Raw genomic sequence first — 16,684 nt, 5'->3', positions numbered from 1 at the left:
AGGTAAATTGGCGATTCCCTCTTAAAGTGAATACTTGAACCGCAATATTCCCCATTGATGTTGAACATTCGGTCCGGGAATCATTGGATCGACCAGATGTTCGGTGCTAGGATTTTGTGCTGCCATAGAATATGATCTATGTCCAAATTCCAAAATAAAGTCACCTCCAGCCAGGATTTCGAACACTATGTCTGAAGATTTTCGCCAACAGGCCCTTCATTACCACGCATACCCAGTACCGGGAAAAATTGCTGTCGAGCTCACCAAGCCAGCTAATACCGTAGAAGATCTCGCCCTTGCTTACAGCCCAGGTGTGGCTGAGCCAGTACGTGAAATCGCTCAGAACTCAGAAAATGTCTACAAGTACACCGGTAAGGGCAACATGGTTGCCGTGATTACCAACGGTACAGCTATCCTTGGCTTGGGTAACCTTGGCCCGCTGGCTTCTAAGCCGGTAATGGAAGGTAAGGCGCTGCTGTTCAAACGTTTTGCTGGCCTGGACTCTATTGATATCGAAGTGAAGCACCGTACTATTGACGAGTTTGTCGATACGGTTGCCAATATTGCTGATACGTTCGGTGGTATTAACCTCGAAGATATCAAAGCCCCTGACTGTTTCGAAATCGAAAAACGCCTGATTGAGCGCTGCCACGTTCCAGTATTCCATGATGACCAGCACGGTACGGCGATTGTGACGGCTGCGGGTATGCTCAATGCCCTGGAGCTTCAGGGCAAGAACATCAACGAAGCGGTGATTGTCTGCTTGGGCGCGGGTGCAGCGGCTGTGGCTTGTATGGAACTGCTTATCAAGTGTGGTGCCCAGCGCGAGAAGATTTACATGTTGGACCGTAAGGGTGTGATCCATACCCGCCGTGACGATATCAACGAGTACAAGCAGCTGTTTGCCAATAACACCGACAAACGTACCCTGGAAGATGTGATTGAAGGTGCGGATATCTTTGTTGGTGTCTCTGGCCCTGATCTGCTTGCACCTGAAGCGCTGAAACTGATGGCTGACAAGCCTGTGGTCTTTGCGTGTTCTAACCCTGATCCTGAAATCAAGCCAGAGCTAGCCCATGCGGTACGTGATGATTTGATTATGGGTACCGGCCGCTCGGATTACCCGAACCAGGTCAACAATGTTATCTGTTTCCCATTCATTTTCCGTGGTGCCCTCGATGTGCGTGCGAGTGAAATCAATGATGAAATGAAACTGGCGGCGGTTGATGCTATCCGTGCGCTGGCCAAAGAGCCGGTACCGGCCGAAGTGGTTGCTGCCGCTGGTGCAGACAAGCTTGAATTTGGCCCGGAATACATCATTCCTAAGCCAATGGACCCACGCCTGCTTCCACGCGTTGCTAAGGCCGTTGCCCAGGCTGCTGTAGATTCTGGCGTTGCCCAAATTGAGATGCCGATTGGTTACATGGAAGCAAAATAAGTTTCGTATTAAGCCAAGCAAAGAAAAACCAGCCACAAGGCTGGTTTTTTTATTGTCATATTACGCTGACATCATGGTGACCCAGTCGCCGGCGATTATTCGTTGATGTCTTCGTAGGTGATCCCCATCTCTTCCATCAGCGCTTTCGCTTCTGCTGGAAGATCGTCTGGGCGGTCTTTACGGATGTCATCATCGGTTGGAAGCGGTTGGCCAGTGTAGGCGTGCAGGAAGGCTTCGCACAGCAACTCACTGTTGGTAGCATGGCGTAAGTTGTTGACCTGACGGCGGGTACGCTCATCGGTCAGGATTTTTAGAACCTTCAATGGAATCGAAACTGTAATTTTTTTTACTTGTTCGTTTTTCTTACCGTGTTCCGCGTAAGGGCTAATGTATTCGCCATTCCACTCTGCCATTTTTTACCTTCTCAGCGATATAAAAGTGATGAAATATAGTATGCCTGAATTTTAGCGGGATTTACCGCCATAAGCAAAGACATATAGACGTCTAGAAGTGTTGACGTCTTCGGTGTTTATCGTTATGTTGTTGCATAAAAGTTATTCGCCAGGGCCACCCTGACAAGGAAAGTAAACATGAGTGACAAGAAGCTAGCTACCGTCGCTGTTCGCACCGGCATCGAATCTGATACCCAGTACAACGCTGTGGTACCCCCTCTCTATTTAACCTCGACCTACAGCTTTCCGCAATTAGGTGAGGTACCAGAATTTGATTATTCCCGCTCAGGTAACCCGACCCGTAACACACTGGCTGATGCGTTGGCAGAGCTGGAAGGGGGAGCGGGTGCTGTGGTGACCAACTGCGGGACTGCGGCAATCAACCTATTGGCTTCAGCGTTAATTGGCCCGGACGACTTGATTATTGCCCCTCATGACTGCTACGGCGGCACTTACCGCCTGTTTAATACCCGTGCGGCCAAGGGTGATTTCAAAGTACGTTTCATTGATCAGACGGATCCAGAAGCTGTCGCCGAAGCACTGGCCCTAAAGCCTAAGCTGATTTGGGTCGAAACCCCGTCAAACCCATTGCTACGTATTGTCGATGTTACCGAGATTTGTGCGGCGGCCAAGCAAGTGGGTGCGCTGGTGGCGGTTGATAATACTTTCCTGTCTCCGATCCTCCAGCAGCCGATTGCCCTTGGTGCCGATTTTGTTGTCCATTCCACGACGAAATACATCAATGGTCATTCAGATGTCGTCGGTGGGGTATTGATTTCCAAGCAGGCGGAGCATGCCGAGGAGATCGCCTGGTGGGCAAATTGTATTGGTGCCACCGGTGCGCCGTTTGATGCTTATATGACCTTGCGTGGCCTGCGTACCTTGGCACCAAGGATGAGAATGCATGAAGAAAACAGCCGTCAGATCCTGGCTTACCTACAGCAGCAACCGTTGGTAGGGAATATTTACCATCCAAGCCAACCAGAGCACCCTGGCCATGCGATAGCACTCAAGCAGCAAAAGGGCTTCGGTGCAATGCTGAGCTTTGAGATTGCCGGTAGTATGGCGCAGCTTGAAGTATTTGTTAAAACGCTAAACTGTTTCTCATTGGCGGAATCACTCGGTGGCACGGAAAGCTTGATTTGTCACCCGGCAAGTATGACCCACCGTGCTATGTCGGATGAAGCCCAAGCCGAGGCTGGACTGAAACCGTCCCTGCTGAGGCTATCGGTTGGCCTTGAGGATCCGGAAGATTTGATTGCCGATCTGGAGCAGGCTTTCAACAAAGCGGCGGAGGTAGCGTAAATGAGTCATCCTGTTACGCGTCAATTGCACAAGTTTGGCGGCAGCAGCTTAGCTGATCCAGAGTGCTACCTAAGGGTGGCCGAGATCTTGCGTGAGTATTCCAGCGAAAATGATTTGGTCGTTGTATCGGCGGCAGGTAAAACCACTAACTGCCTGATCGAATGGCTTGAACTACTGGACAAGGATGGCCGTCAGGCCCATGAGGCTTTGCAGTCTCTGCGTAGTTTTCAGCAGGGGCTGATTGAGTCGCTGCTTGACGGTGAGGTAGCGGATGAACTGTTGACCCAGTTGCACCTTGAGTTAGGTGTTCTGTCGGGTATGGCCGAAAAGCCACAGTCAGAGGCTGAACAAGCCAAGGTGCTTGGTCACGGTGAGCAGTGGTCAGCCCGTTTGTTGGCCGCTTTGCTAACTAAACAACAACTACCTGCAGCCAACCTTGATTCTCGCCGGTTCCTTCGGGCCGAGCGGGCCGCACAGCCGGAAGTTGACCGTGCGCTATCTTGGCCGCTGCTCAAGGAGCAGCTCGCTCAGTACAGTCAACAGCGTGTCGTGATCACCGGCTTCATGGCACAAAATGGCGCGGGCGAGACTGTACTACTCGGCCGTAACGGTTCGGATTATTCGGCAACCGTGATTGGCGCCCTGGCTGATGTTGATAGGGTGACAATCTGGAGTGATGTGGCTGGGGTTTACAGTGCTGACCCGCGTAAGGTTGCAGATGCTTGCCTACTGCCTTTGCTACGCTTGGATGAGGCCAGTGAACTGGCCCGCTTGGCTGCGCCTGTTTTGCATAGCCGTACCTTACAGCCCGTTGCACAAAGTGCGATTGACCTGACATTGCGTTGCAGCCACCAACCGGAGCAAGGCTCGACCCGGGTGGAACGGGTACTTGCGTCAGGACGCGGGGCCAAGATCATCACGTCACTTGATGAGGTGTGCCTGATCGAACTATCGGTGACCCGCGCCCATGATTTTGCCCCTATTGCTACAGATATCGAGCGCTTCCTGCAGCGGACCCAACTACAGCCGCTTGCCAGCAGCTTTGAGCCTGATAAAGGCCGGGTGCAACTGGCCTATACTGCCGAGGTCGTTAACAGCGTTCTGGCCCAGCTTCAGGATAGCGGCATTGCCGCCGAACTGCGTTTGCGCGAGGGTTTCTCTCTGGTCGCTGCGGTAGGGGCCGGCGTGGTGAATAATGCGGTGCATTGCTATGGCTTCTACCAGCAACTTAAGGGGCAGGCGCTAGAGTTTATAGCTGAGTCTGAATCGGGGTTGAGTTTGGTCGCGGTATTGCGAAAGGCCGATACCGATAGCTTGATCCAGGGGATTCACCAGAACTTGTTCCAAGCCCAGAAGCGGATTGGTCTGGTGCTTTGTGGCAAGGGCAATATCGGTAGCCGGTGGCTGGAGCTATTCGAAACCGAGAAAGCCACATTGGAAAAGCGCCACGGTATGAGCTTTACCCTGATTGGTGTCGTCGATAGCCGCCGTCATTGGATTGATTTTGACGGTATTGATGTTAGCCGTGCCCAACATGCCTTTGACGATGAGTCAGTAGAATATAGCGGTGATCAATGGTTGTCGGTGCTGGCACACAATACCTATGACGATGTCATCGTGCTTGATGTGACGGCCAGCAGTGAGTTGGCAGCGCGTTACCCACAAGTGGCGGAGTCTGGTTTGCACCTGATCTCTGCTAATAAGGTGGCGGGTTCGGCTTCGGGAGAAGCTTATCACCAGGTGATTGATGCCTTTGCCAAGAGCAGCCGCTTCTGGCTCTACAATGCAACGGTGGGGGCAGGCTTGCCTGTTAACCACACGGTACGTGACTTACGTGAAAGCGGGGATGAAATCATCGCTTTGTCGGGGATCTTCTCCGGCACCCTGTCTTGGCTGTTCCAGCAATATGATGGCTCAGTGCCATTCTCCCAGCTGGTTGAGCTGGCCTGGCAACAGGGGTTGACCGAGCCGGATCCGCGCCATGATCTGGATGGCAGTGATGTGATGCGCAAGCTGGTGATCCTAGCCCGTGAGTCAGGCTTGTCATTGGAGCCTGAGCAGGTCAAGGTGGAAACACTGGTACCAGACGCATTGGCATCACTTGGGGTCGATGATTTCTTCGAGCAATCTGTCGAGCTTGATGAGTTATTGCATGAGCGCCTGCGAAAAGCGCAGAAAGAAGAGAAGGTACTGCGCTATGTAGCCCGCTTGGATCGCCATGGCAAGGCCGTTGTTGGTATCGAGGCGTTGTCTCGTGAGCATGCCCTGGCCAATTTACTCCCTTGTGACAACATCTTTGCCATCGAGAGTCGCTGGTACCGTGACAACCCATTGGTGATCCGCGGGCCGGGTGCAGGCCGTGATGTGACGGCTGGTGCGCTGCTCTCAGATATTAACCGTCTAGCGGCAATGCTGTAAGCCTTTGCCGAGGACTACGGGCGATGAATGCAAGTGAAATTGGCTAATGGTGATGCTGGTAATTGGTGTAATTCACTAGTTATGCAAAACCACCCAGTTCAAGTTGCCAAAAAAATACCGAAATACCATAAAGCCCGCTATCAGCGGGCTTTTTTATGGCCTGCCAATGTTGAAGATCATGCAATTTGAAGTTGAAAAATATTCATGATCATCATGTTGACATTAAATTGGTTACAAGACATTCTGTAGACATATAGACGTCTAAACGGTTATTTCAGATGTCATCAGTTTAGGGAGCGGCCGAGCGCCAACAAGAGTAAGGAATGGATTATGGGGTATTCATACGCAAGCCACTTGGATTCACTGAACCAGAACATTGCAGACATTGACGGTAACATCAATGTGTCTTTTGAGTTCTTTCCACCAAGCAGTGAGCAGATGGAGCAGACGCTGTGGAATTCCATTCACCGCCTGAAAACGCTGCAGCCTAAATTTGTCTCAGTGACCTACGGTGCCAATTCGGGTGAGCGTGACCGTACCCACTCGATCATCAAGGACATCAAGGATCAAACCGGTTTGGTGGCTGCGCCACACTTGACCTGCATCGATGCGACCCGTGACGAATTGCGAAGCATTGCCCGTGATTACTGGAACAACGGCATCCGTGATATCGTTGCCCTGCGTGGCGACCTCCCTGAGCAAGGTGTCAAACCAGATATGTATGCGGCGGACTTGGTTGAACTGCTGCGCTCGGAAGCTGATTTCGACATCTCGGTTGCGGCCTATCCTGAAGTCCACCCGGAGGCCAAGAGTGCGCAGGCTGATCTCATCAACCTCAAGCGCAAGGTCGATGCCGGTGCCAGCCGTGCTATCACCCAGTTTTTCTTTGATGTGGAAAGCTACCTACGCTTCCGTGACCGCTGTGTGGCGGCGGGTATTGATGTGGAAATCGTGCCGGGGATCCTGCCTGTCTCCAACATGAAGCAGGCCAAACGATTTGCCAATGCCAACAATGTTAAAATTCCAGGCTGGCTTGAAAAGCAGTATGAAGGACTGGACGATGATTTGCTGAGCCGCCAGATGGTGGGTGCCAGTAATGCCATCGACATGGTAAGGGTGCTGAGCCGGGAAGGGGTGAAGGACTTCCACTTCTATACCCTAAACCGTGCCGAGCTGACCTATGCTATCTGCCACACGCTAGGGGTTCGTGCCAAAGCATAATCACACAGATAAAAGAAAAGCCGCTTTAAGCGGCTTTTTTTATGTTCTTTGGTTACGGCTTACAGGGCAACTGGGCTACCTGCCGAATCCATATCCTTGAGCTCGGCCAATACTTCCTCTGCCCAGTCAATCCAAGCCTGGCGGTTGTGGATCGCGCGGCGAAGGGTTAGACGGTCAAGACGGGATTGGCGATCTAGGCTCTTGTGGTCAGCAAAATGGATTTTTTCCATTTCGTTGTAGTGGTTGATCAGCGTGTGTGACTCTTCAATCAGGCCTTCCAGCTGCTGCTGCATTGGCTCGGAGTTGTGCACACCGCAAACTACCAGCTTGGCAGAAAACTCATCGCGGATGGTTGGGTTGCGTGCAGGCTCCTGGAACCACTCAAACAGCGCCTGACGGCCCAGATCGGTAATAGAGTATACCTTGCGATCCGGTTTACCCTCTTGCGGTTCAAGTTTACAGGTTACCTGGTTGTTGCCGGCCATCTTGTTCAGCTCGCGATATACTTGCTGGTGGCTGGCTTTCCAGAAATAACCGATGCTATGGGAGAACTCTTTGGTGATATCGTAACCGGTGGCATCGCGGTTACTCAACACAGTTAAAATAACGTGTGGTAGTGACATCTCTTCTATCCGTTAAAATACTACAAAAAAATAACTCAACCGGCATGGCCTGAGACGGCCGCAACGTACCCATCGCTCATTGGCGTTTTTATAATCGTGCTGTTGCAGTGCCTGATCGAGATCACGTAGCATACACATCAATGGACTATTTTTCGACATCGGAGCGCGATATCGACGAAAACTGGTGCAACCAATTGCCCGTCTTGTGATGCTGGTCTATATATTGCCTGTTATTTCCTATTCATTCTTTGATGCAAATGGTTTTTCATCAAATGATTTCACTGCATGTGATTTAGTTTAGTTAACCGAGGGTTGGCGGGGCTGTCTCAAAAGTGAGGCAAGAGGGGAATTTTGCGGAAAAAAGAAAGGGCTAGCAGGTAAACGCTAGCCCTTTGTGGTTATTTTACGTATTTGTTAGCCGGTGTTACGCATACCGGTGGCAATACCGGCAATGGTAACCATCAAGGCTTCTTCCATCATCGGCGACGGGGTTTCCTGTCGGCGGGTACGGTAAAGCAACTCGGCTTGAAGCATGTTCAATGGCTCGACGTAGATATTACGCAGGCGGATTGATTCGGCACCCCAAGGGTTTTGCTCCATTAGGTGAGCGCTGTTTTCTACGTTCAGAACTGCTTTGATGTCTTTTTGCAGCTGATCACGCAACTTCTGGCCCATCGGCCACAGCGACTTATCAGTCAGGCGCTGGTCGTAATATTCTGCGATACCGATATTGGTCTTGGTAAATACCATCTCCAGCATACCTAGGCGGGTTGAGAAGAATGGCCACTCGCGACACATTTCCTCAAGCTGGGCAGCATGGCCCTTGTCAATCGAGAATTGGATCGCTTCGCCGGCGCCCAACCAGGCAGGTAGGATCAGGCGGTTCTGGCTCCAGGCGAAAATCCATGGGATCGCACGCAGGCTCTCTACGCCACCTTTCGGGTTACGTTTGGCCGGACGTGAGCCCAGCGGCAGTTTGCCCAGTTCTAGCTCAGGGGTTGCTGCACGGAAGTAAGGGACAAACTCTTCATTACCGCGTACCACGTCACGGTAAGCGTCGCAGGACACTTCAGACAACACATCCATCAGCTCGCGCCATTCTTCCTTTGGCTGCGGTGGCGGCATCAGGTTGGCTTCCAGAATGGCACTGGCATACAGGCTCAGGCTGTTTACCGCGACTTCTGGTAGGCCCAGCTTAAAGCGGATCATCTCGCCTTGTTCTGTCACACGTAGGCCGCCTTTCAGGCTGCGTGGCGGTTGGGACAATAGGGCAGCATGTGCTGGTGCACCGCCCCGGCCAATTGAGCCACCACGGCCGTGGAACAGGGTCAGCTCGACGCCGGCCTCTTCACACACTTCAACCAATGACTCCATGGCGTGGTACTGGGCCCAGCCCGCCGCCATGACACCGGCATCTTTGGCGGAGTCAGAGTAGCCGATCATGACCATCTGGTGATTCTGGATGTAGCCACGGTACCAGTCGATGTTCATCAACTGCTTGATGACGCTCTCGGCATTGTTGAGGTCTTCCAGGGTTTCGAACAGCGGGCACACATCCATACGGAATTTGCAGCCAGCTTCTTGTAGCAACAAGTGAACGGCCAGTACATCAGAAGCGGTACGGGCCATTGAAATAACATAGGCACCCAAGGCTTCGCGCGGCTGGTCGGCAATCGCCTTGCAGGTATCGATCACTTCTTTGACTTCGTCAGAAGGTTCCCAATCACGTGGCAGTAATGGTCGTTTGGAGGACAGCTCGCGGACTAAGAAGGCGACTTTGTCCTGCTCGCTCCACTGATCGTAGTCACCAAGGCCCAGGTAGCGGGTCAGCTCAGAGATAACGTTCGAGTGACGGGTGCTTTCCTGGCGGATATCCAAGCGAACCAGGTGGACACCGAAACATTTGATGCGGCGCAGCACGTCTAGCAGCAGGCCGTCGGCGATGATGCCCATGTCGCAGTCGTGGAGTGAGCGGTAGCAGGCGTAAAGTGGGTCCCAAAGCTGGCTGATATCATCAATGATGCCGTAGCTTGGTGCATCCAACCCCTTGATTTTGGCATCAAGCACATCACGGGTATGGGTCAGCTTGGTACGCAGGTCTTTCAAGATAGCGCGGTAAGGTTCGTGTTCGTCACCGGCGAGATCGCGGACCTCGTCGTTGCACTTGACCATCGACAGTTCGCTGACCAACTCTTTGACATCTTGCAGGTAAAGATCCGCAGCTTTCCAGCGAGATAGCAATAGCACCTCACGGGTCACTTCTGATGTCACAAACGGGTTACCGTCACGGTCACCCCCCATCCATGACGAGAAGGTGACGGGTGCGGCATCAATTGGCAGGCCTTCACCCAGGTGGGCTGTAAGCTTTTCGTCAAACTGGCGCAGGAACTCAGGAACGGCTTGCCATAGTGAGTTCTCAACCACCGCAAAGCCCCATTTGGCTTCATCAAGCGGGGTCGGGCGTTGTTTACGGATAACATCGGAATGCCAAGCCTGGGCGATAAGTTGCTCAAGGCGGCGCTCAACACGCTGGCGCTCGCTGTTGGACAGTTCGCTCAGTTCCAGTTTGGAGAGGCATTTGTTGATCTGTACCAGCTTGTGAATCATGGTACGACGGGCAATTTCCGTCGGGTGGGCAGTAAGAACCAAATCAATGTTAAGGTCGCGGACTGCCTGGATCGAATCGAATTTGCTGATGTCCTGATCGTCCAGTTTGGCAAACAGGGCATCGATGGAGTCTGGACTGAAGATATGCTCTTCACTGTGGCGCGAGACGGTATGGTACTGCTCGGCAATATTGGTCAGGTTCAGGAATTGGCTGAAGGCCCGGGCAACAGGCAACAACTGGTCATCCGGCAGGTTCTGCAGTTCGTCGATCAGCTTGGCCCGATCGTCCTGGTTGCCAGCACGGGCGGACTTGGACAGTTTGCGGATGGTTTCTACTTTACCCAGTAGTTCTTCACCGTGCGCATCCTTAATTGTCGTACCCAGCATGTGACCGAGCATACTGACGTTGCTTCTAAGCGCGCTGTACTTTTCGTTCATATCGCATCCATCTCGTAAATTTATTACATCCAATTAACTCATTAGACAACAATCTAGCCGTGTTCAGCCTTTGAGGTCAACATTGATCGTCATAACTAGTAAGAAAACGACAGTGCATTGATTTTTATCATGTTATGAAACGGAGGGTGTAACAAAGTTTCTTGAAAATGGTCTGATAAGGCACAAAAACTGTGTGCTTGCTGTGCAATATGTCGAGAAAGTTTTCATTTTCGGTGTGATTTAGTGCTTTGTGCTGTACAAGAACGGGCCCGGGCAGTGTAAAGCCGTTGGGGATGACACCTTTTATTATTTTTTGCCGTTCAGGAGTTGACACAGGTAGCAAATGTCGGTAAACATATTAATTCAAAAGATGTGAATAAAAATATTTATATCGTAAAACGGTTAGCAAACTAGGAATGTTAACCAAGTGGTATCAAGAATTGTAACGGAACTGAAATAGGTACGAAGCCCCATGAACCAAGCGAATAGCCAATCACAACACGCCCTCCGACGACGCTGAGTTTCGCTTGGTGCCTCTGCGCACCCCATCCCGAGGCAGCCCTGCTGCTAGCTACACCCCTAAATCAAAGCACCCAAAACCTAAATACACGGATTGATTATGTTGAACACCTATATTATCGGTGCCAGCGGCTACACCGGCGCAGAACTGGCGAAAATGGTACACCTACACCCAAAACTCAACCTAGCGGGGTTGTTTGTTTCTGCCAATAGCCTTGATGCCAACAAGTCTATCAGTGATTTGCATGGCCAGCTAAAAGGCATTGTTGATTTGCCGCTGCAACCACTTTGCTCGCCGCAAGATGTGGCTCAGGCCGGTGACATTGTATTGCTGGCAACAGCACATGAAGTGAGCCATGACTTGGCTCCGGTCTTTTTGGCTTCTGGTTGTCAGGTGTTTGATTTGTCGGGGGCGTTTAGGGTTCAGGGTGACGCGTTTTATACCCAGTTCTATGGCTTTGACCACCAATTCCCGGCGTGGTTGGAAAAAGCGGTTTATGGCCTTGCCGAATGGAACCATGATGCTATTTCCAGTGCCCAGCTGGTTGCGGTTCCTGGTTGTTACCCTACCGCTTCGCAACTGGCCCTGAAGCCCTTGATTGAAAGCGGGCTATTGGATACCCAGCAGTGGCCGGTGATCAATGCGGTAAGCGGGGTGTCTGGTGCTGGCCGCAAGGCGTCGATGACCAACAGTTTCTGTGAAGTCAGCTTGCAGGCCTATGGCATTTTCAACCACCGCCACCAACCTGAAATCGCTACCCATCTGGGGCAGGACGTTATTTTTACCCCTCATCTAGGCAACTTTAAGCGTGGGATCCTGGCGACCATCACAGCCAAGTTGGCTGACGGTGTTAGCGCCGTGCAGGTTGAAGCTGCGATGCAAGCAGCTTATGCCGGTAATGGCGACAAGCATGCGGTGCGTTTGTTGGGCCAGCAGGCCGCGAAACTACAAAGTGTGGTCGGTACGTGTTTCTGCGATATTGGCTGGCAGATACAGGGTGGACACATTATTTTAACGTCTGCGATTGATAACTTATTAAAAGGTGCCTCGTCGCAAGCGATGCAGTGCATAAATATTCGAAATGGTTTCCCTCAGCTTACAGCGTTGGTATAAAGGTTAGGAGAATAGCGATGAGTCAGGTCCCTTTGGTTATAAAGCTCGGTGGTGCCGTACTGTCTTGCGGTGAGACCCTGGAGAAATTGTTCGGCGCAATCAGTGCCTACCAGAAACAAGCTCAGCGTCCTTTGGTACTGGTACATGGTGGCGGCTACCTGGTCGATGATCTGATGGCCAAGTTGCAACTAGAAACAGTGAAAAAAGAAGGGTTGCGGGTTACACCGGCTGACCAAATTCCCTACATCGCAGGAGCCTTGGCAGGTACAGCTAATAAATTGCTACAAGGGCAGGCGCAAAAAGCAGGTGTACCTGCTGTCGGCTTGAGCTTGGCTGACGGAGGCCTATGCAAAGTCACTGAGCTGGACCCTGAACTGGGTTCTGTGGGCAATGCGGAGCCGGGTGATAGCAGCTTGGTAAGCCAAATCATGGCATCGGGTTTCTTACCGATTGTCAGCTCAATTGGCCTTGATGCCAACGGCCAGTTGATGAATGTGAATGCCGATCAGGCAGCAGTGGCCGTTGCGGCAGCACTTGATGGCGAATTGGTACTGCTATCCGATGTCAGCGGGGTATTGGATGGTAAGGGCAAGCTGATCAGCGAACTCACTGAGCCTCAGGCTGAAGCGCTGATTGCCCAGGCGGTGATTACCGATGGCATGGTCGTCAAGGTACGCGCTGCCTTCGAAGCAGCCAATGCCCTAGGGCGCTCGATTGAAGTGGCGACCTGGCGTTACCCGGACAAGCTGGCGGCACTGTTTGATGGCCAGAGCATCGGGACCAAATTTTCTCCGCAGGCCTAGTACCTGCGGTAAAGAACCAATTAAGACACACATTAGTACACACGGATTGAGATAACGCCTGAGCGGGAAGACCGTCGAACAGGCAATCAGGAGAGAGTTATGAGCAAAGTAAATAAAGTGGTATTGGCTTATTCCGGCGGTCTGGACACCTCGGCAATCATTCCTTGGCTAAAGGAAAACTATGACTGTGAAGTCGTGGCATTCGTGGCCGATGTCGGTCAGGGTGAAGAAGAGCTAGAAGGCATCGAGGAGAAAGCCTTGGCTTCTGGTGCATCGGCTTGCTACATCGCCGACCTAAAAGAAGAGATGGTTAAGGATTATATCTATCCAAGCTTGAAGACTGGTGCGGTTTACGAGGGCAAATACCTGCTGGGTACTTCGATGGCCCGTCCTATTATTGCCAAGGCGCAGGTTGAGTGTGCACTTGAAGTCGGTGCTGATGCCCTTTGCCATGGCTGTACCGGTAAAGGTAATGACCAGGTCCGTTTCGAAAGCGCCTACGCGGCACTCGCCCCTCAGCTAGAAGTGATTGCACCATGGCGTGAATGGGACCTGCGTAGCCGTGAAGCCCTGCTTGATTACCTAGCCGAGCGTGATATCCCTTGTACTGCTTCGCTGGAAAAAATTTACTCTCGTGATGCCAATGCCTGGCATATCTCTACTGAAGGCGGTGTGCTAGAAGAGACATGGAACCAGCCGAATGAACTGTGTTGGGTCTGGACCAAGGATCCTGAAGATGCGCCGGAAAAACCTGAGCAGGTTTCTATCCTGGTCGAAAAAGGCGAGATTGTGGCTGTAGACGGTGAAGCCATGTCACCTTACAACGCGCTGGTTTACCTCAACGAGAAAGGGGCCGAGCACGGTGTTGGCCGTATCGACATCGTCGAGAACCGCCTTGTTGGCATCAAATCCCGTGGCTGTTACGAAACCCCGGGTGGCACTATCATGAATGAAGCCCTGCGTGCGGTAGAGCAGTTGGTACTGGACAAAGACTCGTTTGAGTTCCGCGAGAGCATTGGCCTGAAAGCATCGCACCTGATCTACGATGGCCGTTGGTTCACGCCGCTTTGCAAATCTTTGCTGGCTGCGGCGCAAGAGCTGTCACAAGATGTGAGCGGTGAGGTTGTCGTTAAACTGTATAAAGGCCAAGCTACGGTGGTACAGAAGCGTTCGGCCAATAGCTTGTACTCCGAAGAGTTCGCGACTTTCGGTGAGGACGAGGTCTACGATCACAGCCATGCAGGTGGCTTTATCCGCCTTTACTCGTTGGCAAGCCGTATCCGTGCGCTGAACGAACAAAAGAAATAACCCGGACCACGACATTATAAATAACGAGCAAGTCGAGCAAGATACATAGGAGAAAGGCCATGGCACTATGGGGCGGACGGTTCAGTCAGGCGGCTGACACACGGTTTAAGCAGTTCAACGACTCATTGCGTTTTGATTACCGTTTGGCGGAGCAGGACATCGTCGGCTCGATCGCCTGGTCGAAGGCGCTGCGCCAGGTCAATGTGTTGACTGACGAGGAGCAGCAGCGCCTCGAGTTGGCACTCAATGAGCTCAAGTTGGCGGTGATGGAGGATCCGAAACAGATCCTGCGCTCCGATGCTGAAGATATCCATAGCTGGGTCGAGCAGCAGCTGATTGGCAAGGTCGGGGACCTCGGCAAGAAGCTCCACACCGGTCGTTCGCGTAATGACCAGGTAGCGACAGACCTCAAACTATGGTGTCGTCAGCAGGGGCAGCAACTTCTGCTGATGCTCGACCAGCTTCAGAATCAGTTGGTGACTGTAGCTCGCCAGCACCAGGCGACGGTTTTGCCGGGTTATACCCACTTGCAGCGGGCACAGCCGGTGACTTTTGCCCATTGGTGCCTTGCATATGTTGAGATGTTCGAGCGTGACTACTCACGTTTGTCTGATGCGCTGGATAGGCTAGATACCTGTCCGCTTGGCTCCGGTGCGCTAGCAGGTACTGCTTACCCGATTGACCGTGAGGTATTGGCCCATAGCCTTGGCTTCCAGCGTGCGACACGCAACAGCTTGGACTCGGTGTCGGACCGTGACCATGTGATGGAATTGCTGTCGACGGCATCGATTTCTATGCTGCACCTGTCCCGGATGGCAGAAGATTTGATCTTCTATAACTCCGGTGAGTCTAACTTTATTGAGCTGGCCGATACGGTAACTTCTGGCTCGTCCCTGATGCCGCAGAAGAAAAACCCGGATGCACTGGAGTTGATCCGGGGTAAATGCGGTCGGGTTTACGGTGCGATGACCGGGATGATGATGACCGTCAAGGCGCTGCCGCTGGCCTATAACAAGGACATGCAGGAAGACAAGGAAGGCCTGTTCGATGCTCTCGACAGCTGGTACGAGTGTATGGAAATGGCTGCACTGTGTTTTGAAGGAATCAAGGTTAACAAGGACCGGACGCTTGAAGCGGCGATGCAAGGTTACTCCAATGCTACCGAGTTAGCGGATTACCTAGTGGCTAAAGGGATCCCGTTCCGTGAAGCCCACCATATCGTCGGTGTCGCTGTTGTCGCCGCGATAGAGAAAGGGTGTGCACTTGAAGAGTTGTCGCTGGCCGAAATGAAGGCCTTCTCCGAAGTGATTGATGAGGATGTTTATCCGATCCTGACAATCGAGTCATGCCTTGAAAAACGTTGTGCCCTCGGTGGGGTCGCGCCAAACCAGGTTGATTTTGCCATTGACCAGGCGGAGAAACGTCTCGAGAAACGCTACTCACCGGTGGTCAAGGTACGTGGCGCTCGCCTGACCGACCTCGATGCTATCGAAGGGATGGTGGCCTATTGGTCTGGTCTGGGTGAGAACCTACCTCGGATGCGTAACGAGTTGGTGCGCGATATCGGCTCCTTTGCTGTAGCCGAGCACCACGGTACGGTCACCGGTTGTGCATCACTGTATGTCTACGATTCCGGCCTCGCCGAAATCCGCTCGTTGGGTGTGGAAGCCGGCTGGCAGCATCAGGGGCAGGGCAAGGCGATTGTCGAGCATTTGATAGAGAAAGCCGGGCAGATGGCCATCAAGAAAGTGTTTGTGCTAACCCGTGTGCCGGAATTCTTTATGAAACAAGGCTTTGTCCCGACCTCGAAGTCACTGCTGCCTGAGAAGGTGATGAAAGATTGTGACCGTTGTCCACGCCAGCATGCTTGTGATGAAGTGGCATTGGAAGTCCGGATGGATCAGGAGCAGGTCATCCCAACAGTCAACGTGGCATAAGCCACCGAGGGTGAACCTCCGTGTGAACTTCCGAATAACAAGTGAAATCTCTTAGTCTATTGGCCCGGCTCTATGTCGGGCTTTTTTTATCCGTTTTTCGCTTCTGATGTGTCAGTTGTCCTGAGTTGCCAGGCACGTAGGCCATGGGCAAGCAGCAGCAGGGTCATACTGCCTGCCGCGACAAAAAGGGTGATGGCCTCGATGGTTGTGGATTGGTGGCGGTAGAAAATGAACCAAGCAATCCAGCTAAGCGGGCTCAGGACCGACAATTGGCGGATACAGCGTCGGCATCGGCCTAATTTCTGCCAGAAGGCAGAACGTGTACAGGCTTGACATCCCATCAGGGCATTCTCCTTTTTCTTCCTACCGGTAGTGTATCCTCGTTGGGATCTGGCGGGAATAAAAAATGTATGGTCCGCCCCGTTATTGCAACTACAATTTCTAATGACGGGGTTGGTTTGCGCTAATGTATTCGGAGTCACTTTTGGGTGCTCCCGCATC

Annotated in this window: 12 protein-coding genes; 8 read left to right on the top strand and 4 right to left on the bottom strand. The window is 52.3% G+C overall.

Annotated elements, in window-relative coordinates:
- Nucleotides 1-187 precede the first annotated feature (187 nt).
- Nucleotides 188-1,438 carry a malic enzyme-like NAD(P)-binding protein gene (locus BIZ37_RS04625; RefSeq protein ID WP_107299006.1) on the top strand — a complete coding sequence of 417 codons (1,251 nt, stop codon included), beginning with the start codon at nucleotides 188-190 and terminating at the stop codon, nucleotides 1,436-1,438.
- A 95-nt stretch (nucleotides 1,439-1,533) separates the two neighbouring features.
- Here the strand turns inward: BIZ37_RS04625 and metJ are convergent, their stop codons facing one another.
- Nucleotides 1,534-1,851, bottom strand: coding sequence for a met regulon transcriptional regulator MetJ (gene metJ / locus BIZ37_RS04620; RefSeq protein WP_068330548.1), 318 nt, complete (start codon nucleotides 1,849-1,851; stop codon nucleotides 1,534-1,536).
- A gap of 177 nt (nucleotides 1,852-2,028) precedes the next feature.
- Here metJ and BIZ37_RS04615 point away from each other — a divergent pair, with 177 nt between their 5' ends.
- The 3 genes from BIZ37_RS04615 to metF all read left to right on the top strand — a co-directional run bounded on the left by BIZ37_RS04615 (nucleotide 2,029) and on the right by metF (nucleotide 6,834).
- Entirely contained in the window at nucleotides 2,029-3,195 is a 1,167-nt protein-coding gene (locus BIZ37_RS04615) for an O-succinylhomoserine (thiol)-lyase (RefSeq protein ID WP_187460511.1), read from the top strand.
- Nucleotides 3,196-5,613 carry a bifunctional aspartate kinase/homoserine dehydrogenase II gene (locus BIZ37_RS04610; RefSeq protein WP_187460510.1) on the top strand — a complete coding sequence of 806 codons (2,418 nt, stop codon included), beginning with the start codon at nucleotides 3,196-3,198 and terminating at the stop codon, nucleotides 5,611-5,613.
- A gap of 330 nt (nucleotides 5,614-5,943) precedes the next feature.
- Nucleotides 5,944-6,834 (top strand): methylenetetrahydrofolate reductase, encoded by an 891-nt coding sequence (gene metF / locus BIZ37_RS04605; RefSeq protein WP_187460509.1) that lies wholly within the window; start codon nucleotides 5,944-5,946, stop codon nucleotides 6,832-6,834.
- 59 nt (nucleotides 6,835-6,893) lie between these two features.
- Here metF and BIZ37_RS04600 read toward each other — a convergent pair whose 3' ends face one another.
- Nucleotides 6,894-7,457 (bottom strand): PadR family transcriptional regulator, encoded by a 564-nt coding sequence (locus BIZ37_RS04600; protein ID WP_187460508.1) that lies wholly within the window; start codon nucleotides 7,455-7,457, stop codon nucleotides 6,894-6,896.
- Between the two features lie 414 nt (nucleotides 7,458-7,871).
- Complete coding sequence (ppc, locus tag BIZ37_RS04595) at nucleotides 7,872-10,502, bottom strand: phosphoenolpyruvate carboxylase (RefSeq protein ID WP_187460507.1); 2,631 nt, start codon at nucleotides 10,500-10,502, stop codon at nucleotides 7,872-7,874.
- Between the two features lie 619 nt (nucleotides 10,503-11,121).
- Between ppc and argC the strand changes: the two genes are divergently transcribed.
- The 4 genes from argC to argH all read left to right on the top strand — a co-directional run bounded on the left by argC (nucleotide 11,122) and on the right by argH (nucleotide 16,183).
- Nucleotides 11,122-12,135 (top strand): N-acetyl-gamma-glutamyl-phosphate reductase, encoded by a 1,014-nt coding sequence (argC, locus tag BIZ37_RS04590; RefSeq protein WP_187460506.1) that lies wholly within the window; start codon nucleotides 11,122-11,124, stop codon nucleotides 12,133-12,135.
- Between the two features lie 11 nt (nucleotides 12,136-12,146).
- Nucleotides 12,147-12,938 (top strand): acetylglutamate kinase, encoded by a 792-nt coding sequence (gene argB / locus BIZ37_RS04585; protein WP_370577308.1) that lies wholly within the window; start codon nucleotides 12,147-12,149, stop codon nucleotides 12,936-12,938.
- A 99-nt stretch (nucleotides 12,939-13,037) separates the two neighbouring features.
- Complete coding sequence (locus BIZ37_RS04580) at nucleotides 13,038-14,246, top strand: argininosuccinate synthase (RefSeq protein ID WP_187460504.1); 1,209 nt, start codon at nucleotides 13,038-13,040, stop codon at nucleotides 14,244-14,246.
- 59 nt (nucleotides 14,247-14,305) lie between these two features.
- Nucleotides 14,306-16,183: an argininosuccinate lyase gene (argH, locus tag BIZ37_RS04575; RefSeq protein ID WP_107299015.1), complete on the top strand. Its 1,878-nt coding sequence runs from the start codon at nucleotides 14,306-14,308 to the stop codon at nucleotides 16,181-16,183.
- Between the two features lie 86 nt (nucleotides 16,184-16,269).
- On the opposite strand, the gene BIZ37_RS04570 is transcribed toward argH, so the two are convergent.
- Nucleotides 16,270-16,524, bottom strand: a complete 255-nt coding sequence (locus tag BIZ37_RS04570; protein ID WP_187460503.1) for a DUF3624 domain-containing protein — start codon at nucleotides 16,522-16,524, stop codon at nucleotides 16,270-16,272.
- Nucleotides 16,525-16,684 lie beyond the last annotated feature (160 nt).

Source organism: Photobacterium sp. BZF1 (assembly GCF_014349205.1).
Classification (GTDB): domain Bacteria; phylum Pseudomonadota; class Gammaproteobacteria; order Enterobacterales; family Vibrionaceae; genus Photobacterium.
Note: the sequence above shows the minus strand (reverse complement) of the source record. Positions and strands in the feature narration are given on the sequence as shown.

Bases quoted from the DNA above. Each gene is read 5' to 3' on its own strand.
- BIZ37_RS04625 (WP_107299006.1), top strand. From the start codon at position 188: ATGTCTGAAGATTTTCGCCAACAGGCCCTTCATTACCACGCATACCCA.
- BIZ37_RS04600 (WP_187460508.1), bottom strand. From the start codon at position 7,457: ATGTCACTACCACACGTTATTTTAACTGTGTTGAGTAACCGCGATGCC.
- BIZ37_RS04570 (WP_187460503.1), bottom strand. From the start codon at position 16,524: ATGGGATGTCAAGCCTGTACACGTTCTGCCTTCTGGCAGAAATTAGGC.
- BIZ37_RS04580 (WP_187460504.1), top strand. From the start codon at position 13,038: ATGAGCAAAGTAAATAAAGTGGTATTGGCTTATTCCGGCGGTCTGGAC.
- BIZ37_RS04610 (WP_187460510.1), top strand. From the start codon at position 3,196: ATGAGTCATCCTGTTACGCGTCAATTGCACAAGTTTGGCGGCAGCAGC.
- argC (WP_187460506.1), top strand. From the start codon at position 11,122: ATGTTGAACACCTATATTATCGGTGCCAGCGGCTACACCGGCGCAGAA.
- BIZ37_RS04615 (WP_187460511.1), top strand. From the start codon at position 2,029: ATGAGTGACAAGAAGCTAGCTACCGTCGCTGTTCGCACCGGCATCGAA.
- argH (WP_107299015.1), top strand. From the start codon at position 14,306: ATGGCACTATGGGGCGGACGGTTCAGTCAGGCGGCTGACACACGGTTT.
- ppc (WP_187460507.1), bottom strand. From the start codon at position 10,502: ATGAACGAAAAGTACAGCGCGCTTAGAAGCAACGTCAGTATGCTCGGT.
- metJ (WP_068330548.1), bottom strand. From the start codon at position 1,851: ATGGCAGAGTGGAATGGCGAATACATTAGCCCTTACGCGGAACACGGT.
- metF (WP_187460509.1), top strand. From the start codon at position 5,944: ATGGGGTATTCATACGCAAGCCACTTGGATTCACTGAACCAGAACATT.